Here is a 15,543-nt window from a genome sequence, read left to right on the forward strand (position 1 = left end):
CGCTGGCTCAAGTAAAACCGTCAACGTATTTTAGGACGGCACACTTTGTTCCGAACCGATTAAGCGGTTGCAGATTCCGACTTGCGGCTTTCGCGTTTGCGCACGTTTGGATCAAGGTGCAGCTTACGGATACGAATGCTTGTCGGGGTAACTTCGACCAGTTCGTCGTTCTGAATATAGGCAAGGGCCTCTTCAAGCGACATACGGCGCGGCGGGGTCAGGGTGATGGCGTCATCCTTGCCCGATGCACGAACGTTGGTCAGTTTCTTACCCTTGAGGATGTTGACCTCAAGATCATTGTTACGATTGTGTTCGCCAATGATCATGCCTTCATAAACGCGGGTACCTGATTCGATGAACATCGAACCACGATCTTCAAGGCCCCAAAGAGCATAGGCAACTGCGTCGCCCTGATCGTTGGAAATCAGAACGCCGTTACGACGACCAGCAATCGCACCTTTAACCGGACCATAAGAATGGAACACGCGGTTCATGACGCCGGTACCACGGGTATCGGTCAGGAACTCGCCGTGATAACCGATCAGGCCACGCGACGGTGCGTGGAAGATGATACGGGTCTTGCCGCCACCAGAAGACCGCATGTCGGTCATTTCGGCTTTGCGCAGGCTCATTTTCTCGACAACGGAACCGGCAAATTCTTCGTCAACGTCGACCTGAACTTCTTCGAACGGCTCAGACATCACGCCGTCGATTTCTTTGATCAGAACGCGCGGACGCGAGATTGAAAGCTCATAGCCTTCGCGGCGCATGGTTTCGATCAGAACGCCAAGCTGAAGTTCGCCACGACCGGCAACTTCAAACGCGTCTTTATCAGCGGTTTCACCGATCTTGATCGCGATGTTGCCTTCGGCTTCGCGTTCAAGACGTGCACGGATCATACGGGAGGTAACTTTGTCACCTTCCTGACCGGCCAGCGGCGAATTGTTCACCGAGAAGGTCATCGCCAAGGTCGGCGGATCGATCGGCTGGCTTGAAATCGCGGTAGTGATTTCGGTCGAGCAAATGGTGTCCGCAACGGTTGCGTTGGTCAGACCGGCAATCGCGATGATATCGCCTGCTTCTGCTTCTTCCTGTGGGACACGGTCAAGACCGCGGAAGCCCATCAGTTTCGACAGACGGCCGGTTTCAACCGTACCATCGCCGCGAAGAACCTTAACCGGCATGTTGAGTTTCGCACGGCCCTGCGCGACACGACCGGTCAGGATACGACCAAGGAAGTTGTCAGCATGCAGCATGGTCGCGATCATTGCGAACGGTGCGTCAAGGTCAGCTTTTGGTGCCGGAACATAGTTCAGAACCAGATCCATCAGCGGGGTCAGGTTTTCTTTCGGACCTTCCGGAGCTTCTGCGGCCCAGCCATCACGACCCGATGCATAAAGGGTCGGGAAGTCGAGCTGCTCATCAGATGCTTCAAGCGAGACGAAGAGATCGAAGATTTCATCAAGAACTTCTTCAGCGCGCTCATCCGGGCGGTCGATTTTGTTGATGATGACGATTGGCTTCAGACCCAGTTTCAGGGCTTTACCCAGAACGAATTTGGTCTGTGGCATCGGACCTTCGGCCGAGTCAACCAGCAGAACAACACCGTCAACCATGGACAGAATACGTTCAACTTCACCGCCGAAATCGGCGTGGCCCGGGGTATCAACGATATTGATGCGGGTGTCGCCCCACTGAATTGCGGTCGGCTTTGCCATAATGGTAATGCCGCGTTCGCGTTCCAGATCGTTGCTGTCCATGGCGCGTTCATCAACGCGCTGGTTGTCACGATAGACACCGGACTGACGGAACATCGCGTCGACGAGGGTGGTTTTGCCATGGTCAACGTGAGCGATGATGGCGATATTGCGCAAATTCATTGGCGCGGACTCCAGAATAAAAAATGCCGCGCGCCGGAATATGTCCCTTGCGCATCGGTCAGTAAAAGTTTCAAGGCCAGTAGATATTCAGCAGCCGTTTGACCGGTATCGTTCGATCAATGACGTCAAACCCGCGCAATTTTTTGCAGAGCGCGGCACATGCTGAATGTTTACTGGCCCATAAGATAATTGCAGGCCAGCTCGAAGCTGCCCTGTCATAGCCAATGTGGAGGCGAATGACCAGCCTCGTACACGCCATGCGGGGTTGATTTTTCTGCAATGCGGGCTGTTTGCGCCAAACTCTGTATAAAGTCAATGCTTGTGTTGCGCTGCAATGCCTCGAAATCCGGGCTTTTGGCAATCAAAAACGGGACGGCACACAATTGTTGCCGTCCCGTGAAATAATGCGAAGTGACTGTATGGCGTCACTTAACAGGCCTTACAAAGCCAATCAGATGATTTTCGCGGTCAGTTCTTTAAGGTCCGCATCCGGGCGTGCACCCATATGCGAAATAACTTCGGATGCGCAGATTGCACCAAGCTGACCACAGACGGTAAGTTCGTGACCCTTGGTATAGCCAAACAGGAAGCCTGATGCGAACAGATCGCCTGCACCGGTGGTATCGACCACTTTGGCAACCGGTTCGGCACTGATTTCATGGAGTTCGTTTTCATCAACGATCACAGCACCTTTTTCCCCACGGGTCAGGGCAGCGACCTTGCAATGTTTGCGGACTTCAGCAAGGGCTTCCTCGAAAGTGTCGACCTCGTAAAGCGACTTGATCTCGTCTTCGTTGGCAAACAGAACGTCGATATGATTGTGGACCAGATCGCGGAAGGAATCGCGATGGCGATCAACACAGAATGAATCCGACAGGCTGATGGAAACCTGGCGACCGGCCTCGTGGGCAACCTTGGCGGCCTTTACAAAGGCGTTCTTGGCTTCCGGGCGATCCCAAAGATAACCTTCCATATAGGTGACTTTGGCGGATTTGATCAGGTCTTCGTCAATATCTTCCGGGCCAAGCTCGGTGCAGGCTCCCAGGAATGTATTCATGGTGCGGTCACCATCCGGGGTGACAAAGATCAGGCAACGCGCGGTCGGGGACCCTGCGGTTGCCGGGGCAGAATTAAATTCGACGCCCGTCGCGCGGATGTCGTGGCGGAAAACCTGGCCAAGCTGATCGTCACGCACTTTACCAATATAGGCACCCTTGCCGCCCAAGGCTGCGATGCCGGCCATGGTGTTGCCCGCAGATCCACCAGACATTTCCAGGCCCGGGCCCATTTCCGCATACAGGCTGTCGGCTGCGTCTGCATCAATCAGGGTCATCGCGTTCTTAACAAGGTTCAGACGCGTAAGGTCTTCTTCCTTGCAATGAGCAAGGACATCAACAATGGCGTTGCCGATACCAACGACGTCGACTGTGGTGTCGTTCATGTAAATTCATTCCTGCGGTTTGTTCGGTTCGAACGGTACCATTAAAGTCCGGTAAGCCGTTCTGACGGGCCGATCAGACAAGTGTAGATGATCGGGCGTTAAAAACTGACTGGCGCGGAGTATATGCATTGCAGATGACGGTGCAAGTGTCGCGACCGTTTCGTGCCCGGTTGTTTAACCTGTCGTTAAGATCACAAAAAACTACAAAAGATGTTTTTTGGATCGCATCCGGGCAAAATTCGATCTGACTCCGGTTTCATTTTCACCCTCTCCGGCATTTTGATGTCGGTGACGAGGGCTTATCGATTCAGGGATGACGTCAAACCCGCGTAGATCAAGGGTTTGAGCGTTGTTTAGTTTTCTCTGATGGTTGAGCGAGAAGATGCGACAGAATCCAGTCAAAAAACCCGAAACAAGACTTAATAGATGATTTTGAAGGGGTAAATTGCCCATTTTCGACATCTGTCAGAAACCAAACAGACTGGTTTGTTTTATATTAAAGATAATTAAGTAAATCTATTAATGGAAATATAGATGCAATTGATTATCCTAAAATAGCGAAAATAGCTAATTCCAGGGAGGGCGCGCTGTTGGGCCACCTTGCGCAAAGGTTTGGTCTTCCAGGGTGAATGTCGGGCAATATCGGCAGATGATCTTGTCGAATCAGGTCATCAAATCGGGATAAAGAGGGATCGGTGCGTTGTCGTCGGGACCGTGATCCGTGCTTTTATCTTTGGATTGTTTGGCGGTTTGGGCGTCGTCAGAAACGGCCTTCGGATTTGTGGCGTTCTGATCAAGCCGTTCACGTAATTCTTCGATCACGGCCTCGATCCGGGCGCGATGAAGGGGGTCTTCACAGCGTTGAACGAACTGCTCAAACGCCCCAAGGGCCTTGTCGTCCTGATCAAGGCGGGCATAGAGCGCACCAAGCTGATGCCAAAGCCCGTCATGCTCCGGGGCAATAAGCAAACTGTGTTCAATAACACGGGTCGCCAAGGTCAATTCCCCGGCGCGAAGGGCACGAACCTTGATGTTGTTTTGAAGTCGTAACAAAATATCAATGTCGGTCGAGGGACGATAATGCCGGGGTTCAAGTTCGGCATCCAGACCGCTGAACGACTTTAACAGTTCGCGTAATTCCGCCGGGCCAAGTGTAATGCCGCCGTGGAACGGATCAATCATGCGGCGTTTGCCGTTGGCCTGAACCCGCAACAGGAAATGGCCGGGAAAATCAATTCCCGTGATCATAATCCCGCATCGCTGGGCGGCGTGGATATAAAGCAGTCCCAAAGCAACGGGCAGGCCACGTTTGCGTTCAATCACCTGTAGCAGATCGGCATTTGAAATATCGTCGTAGTTTTCAGCATCGCCCTGAAACCCGTTCCGCTCGGCAATGACAGTCTGGAGGGCTTTGACAACCTGTTCGATGGTTGGTTCGGCCTCTTTGTCATCAACCGGAAGACTATCGGCATTTGAAAGGCTGGATAAATCTGGCTGGAGTGTTGCATCCGCAAGTTCACGGCGCAGCTGATCGGCCAGATCATCAAGATGGGCCAAGTAAGGCGCGATGTCGCGTTTTTGACTGCCATCGGATTGATTAAGCCAGGCAAAATGCAATGCGGCTTCGGCAGCACTGGCATCAGGCTTGAGACCCTTGCAATAGTCGACAAGCCATTGACGATCCGGATCGGTCGGTGCGGTTATGTGGCTTACAGTACTAATGGTTCAGGCTCCTTGCCGGTTTGCATCGTCTTTCAGGCGGATATGACTAACCACCCGTTTGACATAACTGGTCTCGCGGGCATGTGCGATTACGCGGTCCCGTTCCCGCTCATTCTGGGCGATGCCCATCAAATGCACAGTGCCGTTTACGGTCTCGATGCTGAAATTGATCGCAAATATATCGCCATCAAACATCAAAGCGGCCTTGATCTTGGTGGTGATGACAAGATCACCGGCATTATCCATCAGCGACAGGCCAGAGCCGACACTCATTTCATTATGCACGCTGCGAACACCATCGACCTGCCAGCTCAGTCTTACAGCTTCAAGTTCGTCAGCAGTAGATTCAACCTGCCCGGCAAGCAAGACCTCGCCTTCGACGACTTCAATTTCAATATCAAGAAACAGTTTCTCATCTTGGGCGAGAAATTTCTGCCAGATTTCGGCGGTTATGGCGGAATCACTGACCGCACCATTAAACCCGCGCTCCTGAAGCGCCGCAACACCTGCTGTTGCACCGGCACCGATCACAAAGGATGTGCATCCCGAAAGTGGCAGGACACAAATCCCGGCCAGTACCAGAGTGCGACATATGCTATATGCGCGGTTGTTTTGACGGCAGCTTTTGGTGCTGTGGTGCCGTTCGATGTCTGATCTTGACGACATATGCGAATGTCTCGTCCCAATTCCCCCGGTTTCGTATCTTCATCATCGCGGCTGGGGGTTAAGGAGTTTTAAAATCCAAGGCAGTTTATCAGCAAAAATGCATTTTTATGCAAAACTTCCTGCCAAGATGCATCCGTAAGGCTCTGCAAAAGGATACGAAGCGCGCGTGGGGACGGTAAACCGGTGAGGGCTAGGTACTTTGCCAAGCATTGATAAGGTGCTCGATCCGGCCCCATTTCCCGACAATCATAAGATCAAGCCGCAAATCGCCCTGATGGCCGATGCGTCCGGCATAAATTTCAAGTGCGCGGGCAATGCGGTTTTGTTGTTTCGGGCGAACTGAATGCAAGGCGGTGGCGCGATCAGAACGATTCTTTACTTCAATCGCGGCAATCACGGCACCACGCTTGGCAATGATGTCGATTTCCCCCGCCGGACTTTGATAGCGGGTTGCCAGAATGCGATACCCTTTAAGATGCAACCACATCGCACAGATTGTTTCTGCCCGGCGTCCGGCCTTTTCCGCCCGTTTGCGATTTGATCTGTCATCACTTGGCGGGCGGGATCGCGGCATGTTTATTCCTGATCCGGTTTGGCCAGTTCAAGTGCGCGGTTATAAAGGTCGCGCTTCTTAAACCCGGTTTCCTTGGCAAGGATATCGGCGGCATCCTTGGTCCGATGGGTCTTGATCAGGTCCGAAAGCCGCGCATCAATATCTTCGGGGCTGGGTTCATTGTCGGCCTCATTCGCGGGTCCGACAACGACAACAACTTCGCCCTTGGGCGCACCAGCCTCGGCATAATGTGCGCTGAGTTCATCAAGGGTGCCATTGCGAACTTCTTCAAACATTTTGGTCAGTTCGCGGGTAACGGCAGCTTCGCGTGTTCCGCCCAGCATTTCGGCCATATCGACCAAGCTGGCCGCAAGGCGCTTGGGGCTTTCAAGGAAAATCAGGCTGCCGGGGATCGGGGCAAAGCGTGCCAGTTCCTTTTTCCGTGCCATGGTTTTGGGCGGCAAGAATCCGGCATAAAAGAAATGATCGCTGGGCAGGCCCGAAAGGATAAGCGCAACAATCGGTGACGCGGCCCCCGGGGCTGCGGTCACGTTAAAGCCTTCGGCCTTGCAGTCGCGCACCAGTTTATAGCCCGGATCATTGATCAAGGGTGTTCCGGCATCGGAGATCAATGCGAGTCCCTGACCCTTGCCAAGGCGGTCCATGATTTCCGGGCGCATCTTGGCGGCGTTATGTTCGTGATAGGCGACCCGTTTGGTCTTAACCCCGTAACGTGAGAGCAATTTTCCCGATGTCCGGGTGTCTTCACATAAAATAATATCGGCACGTTTCAGGATTTCCAGCGCTCTGAACGTAATGTCGCCCAAATTTCCGATTGGAGTAGCAACAAGATAAAGACCAGATGAAAGTGGTAATTGGCTTTGATCATGTTTACTTGCATCCTCGCCCGCATTACCCTGCGAGCGAAATGACTTATCGGGAGGTGAGATTGGGTTGTCCGAAACGTCATCCGTTGCAGAAACGGATGCTAAAAGAGGCGCTGCCGCGTCAGGCGTTGCAGAATCTGGATGGGTTTTCGGCTTTGGGCCGGGTCGCACGCCGGACGGCATCTGTGTTTGTCCTCTCTATCGGGCTGACCGCATGTAATGCGACCACGAGTATCACGGACCTGTTTGGTACGCAACGTGAGGCGCCGGTTGAAACAACCAACTCCAACACCGTTGACCCGATGAGCGCACCGGATCAGGGATTGATTCCGGACGCCAACCCGTGGCCAAGCGATGCTGCCTTGCCAGAAGGCGAAGGGGCGCAGCTCCCGACCCTTTATAATGACGATGCCGCCATTTATGAAAAACGGGTTGCCTTGTTGCTTCCATTATCAGGACAGCATGCCGATTTGGGCAAGGCAATGCGTCAGGCGGCTGAATTGGCGATGTTTGACATTGCCGGTGATGATTTCGTCCTGATGCCGATTGATACGTCGGGCACCTATCAGGGCGGGCAAGATGCTGCCCGTCAGGCGGTTGATGCAGGGGCAAAGATGATCCTTGGTCCGCTCTTTGCCGAATCGGTCAGCGGTGCAAGCGAAGTTGCCAAATCGGCCAATGTCCCTGTTGTCGCCTTTTCCAATAACCGCCGGGTTGCCGAAAGTGGTGTTTGGGTCAATGGCCTGATCCCCGAAGATCAGATTGCCCGTGCGGTTGGCTATGCCACCAGTCAGGGCCGGTTCCGCTTTGCTGCCCTGTTGCCGCAAAATGACTATGGTCGTCAGATCTCGGCGGCATTAAATACGGTGGTTTCGCGGGTTGGTGGGTCACTTGGCCGGGTGGCGTTTTATCAGCCGGGTTCAGAAAGCCTGCAGCAGACCATTCGCGATTTTGCCAATTATGATGCGCGTCGCGCCAATCTGCGTGCGCACAAAGCGCAACTCGAAGCCAATGGCAGTGCAGGGTCCAAACGTGCCCTTCGTCGGCTTGAAGGTGTCGACACCTTTGGCGAGCTTGATTTTGATGCATTGATCTTGCCTGCGACTGGCGGTGATTTGCGTCAGGTATCTGCGCTTTTGGCGTATTTCGATATTGATCCGTCGGTTGTGCAGTTCATTGGCACCTTTGGCTGGAACGATCCGGGTCTGTTTAGCGAACCGGCCCTTAAAGGCGGGATTTTTGCCGCACCGAATCCGGAAAACTGGGAGCTGTTTGCCAGCCGGTTTGAACGGACCTTTGGCAATCAACCGCCACGCATTTCAAGCTTGGCCTATGACAGCACGGCCTTGGCCGCCCTGATGGCGCGCGATGAAAACCAGATGTCACGCGATGCACTGACCAATCCAAATGGTTTTGTCGGGGTGGATGGCATTTTCCGGCTTACGGTTGATGGCCAGTCGGAACGTGGCTATGCGATCATGCAAATTGGACCGGACGGGGCAAAGGTTGTTGCCCCCGCACCGGCAACGTTTGATCTGGTCTTCTGACGATAAAACGAATTGTCTGATGATTTAAAAACGCCTGCCGATCATGCTTCGGCGGGCGTTTTGTCTTTGAAATTGCACAGATCATTGACGATGCAGTCGCCACAACGTGGTTTACGGGCCTTGCAAATATAGCGCCCATGCAAGATTAGCCAGTGATGCGCATGGGTCATAAAGCGCGAAGGCACCTTTTTGAGGAGTCCCTTTTCCACGGCCAGAACGGTTGTACCATTGGCCATGCCGGTGCGATTTCCCATGCGAAAGATATGCGTATCAACCGCCATCGTATGTTCGCCCCACGCAATATTGCGCACGACATTGGCAGTCTTGCGACCGACACCGGGAAGCTCTTCAAGGGCGTCCTGATCGTTGGGCACCACGCCGCCATGTTTTTCGACAAGAATTTTGGCCGCCGCCATAACGTTCTTGGCCTTGCCGCGATACAGGCCAATCGTTTTGATATGGCCAATCAGGGCTTCTTCGCCGAGATCAAGCATGTCTTGCGGGGTTTCAACGATCTGAAACAGCTTTTTGGTTGCCTTATTAACCCCGATATCCGTGGCCTGTGCCGACAGGGCAACAGCGACCAATAGCGTATAGGGATTGGTGTAATCCAGTTCGCCTTTGGGCTCTGGATCAGCATCCGAGAGACGTTGAAAAAATTCTTCGATGGCGGCTTTGTTCATCGGGCGGGCCATGGATAGCAAACTCTTTTCAATGTGCCGCTTTTGCGGTCAATTTGGGGACGGGCATGTGTCAAATCTGCCGCATCCCTGATCCGATCTCCTGAGATGACATTATATAAACCGCAGATGCCCGAAAATCGAATTTTGATTGCAGTCACCCCAAAGCCGGGCGCAAAATCAGACCATCACAGCAAAAGGTGACGGTTTTTGCCAACAGTCCCGCGCAGTACACAACCGATTTTTCGGGTGGCCTTGTTTCCGCCCCGGTCTTTGTCGCGCCGGGCGGCACGCAACATTGTGCTGTTGGTCGCCGGGATCACCGCGACAATCGGCTTGATATTCTGGTCTGTCGGGGCTTGGCCGGTGATCGGGTTTCTGGGTGTTGATGTTATTTTGCTGTCACTGGCATTTTATTTCAGTTTCCGATCCGCCCGTCAGGAAGAACGCATCGAACTTCGCGCCGAAAACCTTCGGGTAACGCGAATCTCGGTTCGTGGGGATCGGCAGCAATTTGATTTTCAGCCTTATTGGCTGCGCGTTGTTTTGCAGCGCGGCGAGGATGACCAATGCAGTCTTTTTTTGCAAACACATGGCAAAAATCTCGAAATCGCGGGGTTTTTGGGCGCAGATGAAAAGACCGATCTGGCGGCAAAGCTTGAGCGCGTTTTACGTCAAACCCGCTGCAATCCGGCGGATTTTCCGATTTAACCCTGACGGGTTGAGGGATTCGCAACCCGGATATGACAGATTTGAAAAGCTGAATTTTGGGCGTTGAAAACAGGCGCGGTTCGCCAGATTGGCATGTCAGAAGCGGTCAAATTGCCCGTCATTGGATAAAAATCACCGTTTGAAACCCAAAAACACCCATGATTCCCCACTTTGACCGCTTGCGACTTTGTGGGGACTTTCATATATAGGTGCGCGGGGTAACGAAGAGACCCCAGAAAATTTACGTGTATTACAACCATTGGTCCCAGGAGGTCCTGCGCGGCGCTTCAGTTTGGAGGCTGCGGGACGGACCGGCCGCTAAAAGAGGAACTTACTATGGGCAAAATTATTGGTATCGATCTTGGCACCACGAACTCCTGTGTTGCAGTCATGGATGGCAAAGAAGGCCGCGTGATTGAAAACAGTGAAGGTGCCCGTACGACACCATCAATGGTCGCATTCACCGATGACGGTGAGCGTCTTGTTGGTCAGCCGGCGAAACGTCAGGCTGTTACCAACCCGGAAAACACCCTGTTTGCCATTAAACGTCTGATCGGTCGTCGCTACGGTGACCCGGAAGTCGAAAAAGACAAAGATCTGGTGCCGTACAAAATCGTATCGGGCGAGAACGGCGATGCATGGGTTGAAGTCAATGGCGAGAAAATGGCTCCGAGCCAGATCGCAGCCATGGTTCTTCAGAAAATGAAAGAAACCGCCGAAGCCCATCTGGGTGAGCCGGTAACCGAAGCCGTGATTACCGTTCCGGCATATTTCAACGACTCCCAGCGCCAGGCAACCAAAGATGCCGGCAAGATTGCGGGTCTTGAAGTCAAACGTATCATCAACGAACCGACTGCGGCTGCTCTGGCCTATGGTCTGGACAAGAAAGAAGCTGGCACCGTGGTCGTTTATGACCTTGGTGGTGGTACTTTTGACGTGTCGGTTCTTGAAATTGGCGACGGTGTATTTGAAGTTAAATCGACCAATGGCGATACCTTCCTTGGTGGTGAAGACTTCGATAAAAACATCATCGATTACCTTGCCGACGAGTTCAAAAAAGAACAGCAGATTGATCTTCGCAAAGACCGGCTGGCTCTGCAGCGTCTGAAAGAAGCCGCCGAGAAAGCCAAGATCGAGCTTTCCTCGTCGATGCAGACCGATGTCAACCTGCCGTTCATCACCGCAGATGCATCCGGCCCGAAACACCTGAACATCAAGCTTTCGCGTGCGAAGCTTGAAGGTCTTGTTGGCGATCTGATCGAACGCACCATGACCCCGTGTAAAGCAGCATTGAAAGATGCCGGCATTACCGCAGGTGAAATCGATGACGTGATCCTGGTTGGCGGCATGACCCGTATGCCAAAAGTTCAGGAACGCGTGAAAGAGTTCTTTGGCCGTGATCCGCACAAAGGTGTGAACCCGGACGAAGTTGTTGCACTTGGTGCGGCCATTCAGGGCGGTGTTTTGCAGGGTGACGTCAAAGACGTTCTTCTGCTTGACGTGACCCCGCTGTCGCTTGGTATCGAAACCCTTGGTGGTGTCTTTACCCGCCTGATCGACCGCAACACCACGATCCCGACCCGTAAGTCGCAGACTTTCTCGACCGCTGAAGACAATCAGACGGCCGTGACCATCCGCGTTTTCCAGGGCGAACGTGAAATGGCAGCGGATAACAAGATGCTTGGCCAGTTTGATCTGGTGGGTATCCCGCCGGCACCGCGTGGCGTTCCGCAGATTGAAGTGACCTTTGACATTGATGCCAACGGTATCGTCAACGTGTCGGCCAAAGACAAGGCGACCAACAAGGAACAGCAGATCCGTATTCAGGCATCTGGTGGTCTTGGCGATGACGAAATCGAAAAAATGGTCAAAGACGCGGAAAGCAATGCCGAGTCTGATAAGCAGCGCAAAGCACTTGTTGAAGCCCGTAATCAGGCCGAAGCGGTTATTCACTCGACCGATAAAAACCTGACCGAGCATGGCGACAAGGTTGATGATGCGACTAAATCGGAAATCGAAAACGCTCTGTCGGCTTTGAAAGAAGCCAAAGAGGGTGAAGATGCCGAAGCGATCACCGCAAAGGTCAACGAGCTGCAGCAGGCGGCGATGAAACTTGGAGAAGCCATGTATCAGGCCCAGCAGGCAGAAGCCGGCGAAGGCGATGCCCAGCAGGCAGATGCCGCAGCACAGGCTGATGACGGCGTTGTTGATGCCGACTTCGAAGAAGTCGATGACAACAAAAAAGACAAGTAAGACGACCGCAGAGGTCGTCTTGAACGACGCCCTGTAAAGAAAAAAATCGGGCCGTTCCAGACGCGCATGAGTGTGGGAACGGCCCGACCGTATTTCGGAGTTACAGATGGCGAAAGAAGATTTTTACGCGCTGTTAGGTGTCGCCAAAGGCGCCAGTGCAGCAGAGTTAAAAAGCGCTTATCGCAAACAGGCCATGAAGTTTCACCCGGATAAAAATCCGGGCGATGCAGAAGCCGAAGTGAAATTCAAACAGGTCAACGAAGCGTATGAAATCCTCAAGGATGAGGATAAACGTGCAGCCTATGATCGTTTTGGCCATGCAGCCTTTGAACAAGGCGGCCCCGGTGGGGGTGGCGGCTTTGGCGGCGGCGGTTTCGGTGGCGGCGGTTTTTCCGATGTCTTTGACGAGATTTTTGGTGCCATGGGCGGCGGTGGCCGACGTGGCGGCGGCGGTTCGTCGCGCGGTGCCGATCTGCGCTACAATATGGCGATCTCGCTAGAAGAAGCGTTTGAAGGCAAAAAAGCCGAAATCACCATTCCGGGATCCGTTTCCTGCGACAGTTGTGATGGTACGGGTGCTGAAGCAGGTTCCCAGCCGGTCAATTGCCCGACCTGTAATGGTCACGGCAAGGTCCGTGCCCAGCAGGGGTTCTTTACCATTGAACGTACCTGCCCAAGCTGTCACGGCAAAGGCAAGATCATTAAAAACCCGTGCAAATCCTGTCACGGTGTTGGTCGTGTGGAAAAGGAAAAGACCCTTCAGGTCACCATTCCTGCCGGTGTTGAAGATGGCACGCGTATCCGTCTGTCTGGCGAAGGCGAAGCGGGCACCAATGGTGCACCTCCGGGGGATTTGTATATCTTCCTTGATATTGCCCATCACCGTTTCTTCCAGCGTGAAAGTGCCAATCTTTATTGCCGGATCCCGATCCCGATGGGCAAAGCAGCCCTTGGCGGCACGATCGAAGTTCCGACAATTGAAGGCACGCGCACCCGGATCAACATTCCTTCGGGGACCCAGTCGGGTCAGCAGCTCCGCCTGCGGGCCAAGGGCATGACGATCCTGCGATCCCAGGCACGTGGTGACATGTTCGTTGAAATCAGCGTTGAAACGCCGGTCAATCTGACAGACCGTCAGAAAGAACTGCTTGAAGAATTCGACGAGATTTCGCGCGCAGAAGGATCAAGCCCGGAAAGCGAAGGCTTCTTTTCCAAGATGAAAGAAATCTGGAAAGACCTTACGGAATAGGCATTAGATGATGCTTTAAAGGCTTAAAATCTTAACCCCCGGCAGGTCTGTCGGGGGTTTTGTTTTGCGCTGTCGGGGCCTTGTGTTAAAGCAAACACAGGTTTGAAATTACTTGCCCAGAGGATACCGGACATGAAAATCGGGATTGTTGGATGTGCTGGCCGTATGGGTCGGATGTTGGTCAATGAAATTGCCAGGACCAAGGGATGTGATGTTGGCGGTGGTACGGACCTTCCCGGCAGCCCGTTCATTGGCAAGGACGTTACCCTGATTGCCGGTCTGGAAGAAAGCGGTGTTCTGGTCGGGGACGATGCCCGCACGCTGTTTGAAACCGTTGATGCCGTGATTGATTTCACGGCACCGGCCGCGACCATGAAACATGCGAAACTGGCAGCCGAAACCGGTACAATCCTTGTGATTGGCACCACCGGACTTTCGAACGATCAGAAAGACGAATTGGTGGTTGCAGCGAAAAAAGCACCGATCATTTTCGCCCCGAATATGAGTGTCGGCGTGAACTTGGCCTTTGCGCTGGTCGAAAAGGTCGCAAGCATCCTTGATAAAGATGTGGCGGATATCGAAATCGTTGAAATGCACCATAAGCACAAGGTCGATGCCCCGTCTGGCACCGCCCTTGGCCTTGGTGAAGCCGCTGCCAAGGGGCGTGGGGTTGCGCTTGATGATGTGGCAGTACGATCACGCGATGGCCATACAGGTGCGCGTGAAGAGGGCGCAATCGGCTTTGCGACCCTGCGCGGTGGTGATGTTGTCGGGGATCACACGGTTGTCTTTGCCTGCGAGGGGGAGCGCATCGAAATCACCCATAAGGCATCGTCACGCGAAGTCTTTGCCAAGGGCGCTGTACGGGCGGCGAAATGGGCCGAGGGCAAAGCACCCGGTCTTTATTCCATGCGGGAAGTCTTGGGGATTTAGGCCCGATATCGCGCCTGTCCGTCGCGGACTTAAAATGGAACAAGATCCACACCGGCCCGGGATATCGGGTCGGTGTTTTTATTGGCTGTCGAGGATTTCGGGTGGGGTATCAGAAGGCAATATGTTGGCAACCGCATCGGGGAGGCATTCGGGGGGAATGCAGCTTAGCTGCCCAAGCCCTTTGTTAAAGGCGTTACGGTGCCGAAAGCCCTGTGACGAGGGCGGAAATCCGACATGGATTGTTTGTTCGATCACCAGATGCGGGTTGTAGATGACACGGTTTTCCGCATCGCGCAAACCGGGGTTGTTGCGAAGAAGATAGCGGGCAACATTGTGATCGATCACGGCCACTTCCACATGGCCGGTAATAAGCTGGCGCAGAAGGGTTTCATCGTCGCGCATGCCAAAGGAATTCATGCTTGTGCTTTCGAGCATGGCGCGCAAATGCGACTCATAGCCATAGCCCGTGACATAGCCGACGGAATATCCATTGAGGTCGGTGAGGGTTTCCCAAGAAAAGTTAGTCGAAGGCATATGAACAAAGCCGAGCGGACTGGTGCCGATTGGTTCGGAAAACAGGAACTGACGTCGCCGTTCAGGGTTGTCATAAAGTGGGAAAATGGCTTCAAACCCGTTTTCACGCAGGGTGTCTAAAAGTGCGCGTTTCCAAGGATAGACTTCGATTGTGTGGTCGATATCGACCTGATCAAGGGCTTTGGTCACGACATGGGACAAAAGCCCGCCATCCGGCAAATTTGCACCGGTATAGGGCGGCCAGTTCAGCGTGACGAGATTAATAACCGGTTTTGCAGGGCTCGAAGGGTCATTGGCACGGGCCGCCGGGCTGGCCATCATCAGCACAACACACATGACCATACCAGCCCATACAGTCTTGTGGGTGATCGATCGGCGTTGCACCGGAACGTGCATTGTTTCCTCCCGCTTTCCCCGGAAACCTATCCATAGGTGGTGATTCCGGTCAAGGTTCGAAAGGCTACCGCATTAGATTTATATTGTATTC

Annotated in this window: 13 protein-coding genes; 5 read left to right on the top strand and 8 right to left on the bottom strand. The window is 53.4% G+C overall.

The window, feature by feature from the left end:
* Positions 1-59: 59 nt before the first annotated feature.
* The 6 genes from typA to rsmI form a co-directional block, all read right to left on the bottom strand.
* Positions 60-1,880, bottom strand: coding sequence for a translational GTPase TypA (gene typA / locus ACQ0MK_RS18075; protein WP_350041145.1), 1,821 nt, complete (start codon positions 1,878-1,880; stop codon positions 60-62).
* A gap of 451 nt (positions 1,881-2,331) precedes the next feature.
* Positions 2,332-3,321, bottom strand: coding sequence for an adenosine kinase (locus ACQ0MK_RS18080; RefSeq protein WP_430473782.1), 990 nt, complete (start codon positions 3,319-3,321; stop codon positions 2,332-2,334).
* 663 nt (positions 3,322-3,984) lie between these two features.
* Positions 3,985-4,938, bottom strand: coding sequence for a SirB1 family protein (locus tag ACQ0MK_RS18085; RefSeq protein WP_430473783.1), 954 nt, complete (start codon positions 4,936-4,938; stop codon positions 3,985-3,987).
* A gap of 108 nt (positions 4,939-5,046) precedes the next feature.
* Positions 5,047-5,709 carry a BON domain-containing protein gene (locus ACQ0MK_RS18090; RefSeq protein WP_430473784.1) on the bottom strand — a complete coding sequence of 221 codons (663 nt, stop codon included), beginning with the start codon at positions 5,707-5,709 and terminating at the stop codon, positions 5,047-5,049.
* Between the two features lie 190 nt (positions 5,710-5,899).
* Positions 5,900-6,283 carry a YraN family protein gene (locus ACQ0MK_RS18095; protein WP_430473785.1) on the bottom strand — a complete coding sequence of 128 codons (384 nt, stop codon included), beginning with the start codon at positions 6,281-6,283 and terminating at the stop codon, positions 5,900-5,902.
* Between the two features lie 2 nt (positions 6,284-6,285).
* Entirely contained in the window at positions 6,286-7,212 is a 927-nt protein-coding gene (rsmI, locus tag ACQ0MK_RS18100) for a 16S rRNA (cytidine(1402)-2'-O)-methyltransferase (RefSeq protein ID WP_430476046.1), read from the bottom strand.
* A gap of 35 nt (positions 7,213-7,247) precedes the next feature.
* Between rsmI and ACQ0MK_RS18105 the strand changes: the two genes are divergently transcribed.
* A complete protein-coding gene (locus ACQ0MK_RS18105) occupies positions 7,248-8,696 on the top strand; it encodes a penicillin-binding protein activator (RefSeq protein ID WP_430473786.1) in 1,449 nt (482 codons plus the stop codon).
* A gap of 41 nt (positions 8,697-8,737) precedes the next feature.
* Here ACQ0MK_RS18105 and nth read toward each other — a convergent pair whose 3' ends face one another.
* Entirely contained in the window at positions 8,738-9,379 is a 642-nt protein-coding gene (gene nth / locus ACQ0MK_RS18110; protein ID WP_350041201.1) for an endonuclease III, read from the bottom strand.
* 246 nt (positions 9,380-9,625) lie between these two features.
* Here nth and ACQ0MK_RS18115 point away from each other — a divergent pair, with 246 nt between their 5' ends.
* The 4 genes from ACQ0MK_RS18115 to dapB all read left to right on the top strand — a co-directional run bounded on the left by ACQ0MK_RS18115 (position 9,626) and on the right by dapB (position 14,522).
* Positions 9,626-10,087 (top strand): DUF2244 domain-containing protein, encoded by a 462-nt coding sequence (locus tag ACQ0MK_RS18115; protein ID WP_430473787.1) that lies wholly within the window; start codon positions 9,626-9,628, stop codon positions 10,085-10,087.
* Between the two features lie 336 nt (positions 10,088-10,423).
* Complete coding sequence (gene dnaK / locus ACQ0MK_RS18120) at positions 10,424-12,340, top strand: molecular chaperone DnaK (protein ID WP_350041153.1); 1,917 nt, start codon at positions 10,424-10,426, stop codon at positions 12,338-12,340.
* 106 nt (positions 12,341-12,446) lie between these two features.
* A complete protein-coding gene (gene dnaJ, locus ACQ0MK_RS18125; protein ID WP_430473788.1) occupies positions 12,447-13,589 on the top strand; it encodes a molecular chaperone DnaJ in 1,143 nt (380 codons plus the stop codon).
* A gap of 132 nt (positions 13,590-13,721) precedes the next feature.
* Positions 13,722-14,522: a 4-hydroxy-tetrahydrodipicolinate reductase gene (dapB, locus tag ACQ0MK_RS18130; protein WP_430473789.1), complete on the top strand. Its 801-nt coding sequence runs from the start codon at positions 13,722-13,724 to the stop codon at positions 14,520-14,522.
* Between the two features lie 78 nt (positions 14,523-14,600).
* Here the strand turns inward: dapB and ACQ0MK_RS18135 are convergent, their stop codons facing one another.
* Positions 14,601-15,452, bottom strand: coding sequence for a substrate-binding periplasmic protein (locus ACQ0MK_RS18135; RefSeq protein ID WP_430473790.1), 852 nt, complete (start codon positions 15,450-15,452; stop codon positions 14,601-14,603).
* Between the last annotated feature and the right edge of the window lie 91 nt (positions 15,453-15,543).

The organism is Thalassospira lucentensis, assembly GCF_050516545.1.
Lineage (GTDB): Bacteria > Pseudomonadota > Alphaproteobacteria > Rhodospirillales > Thalassospiraceae > Thalassospira > Thalassospira lucentensis_C.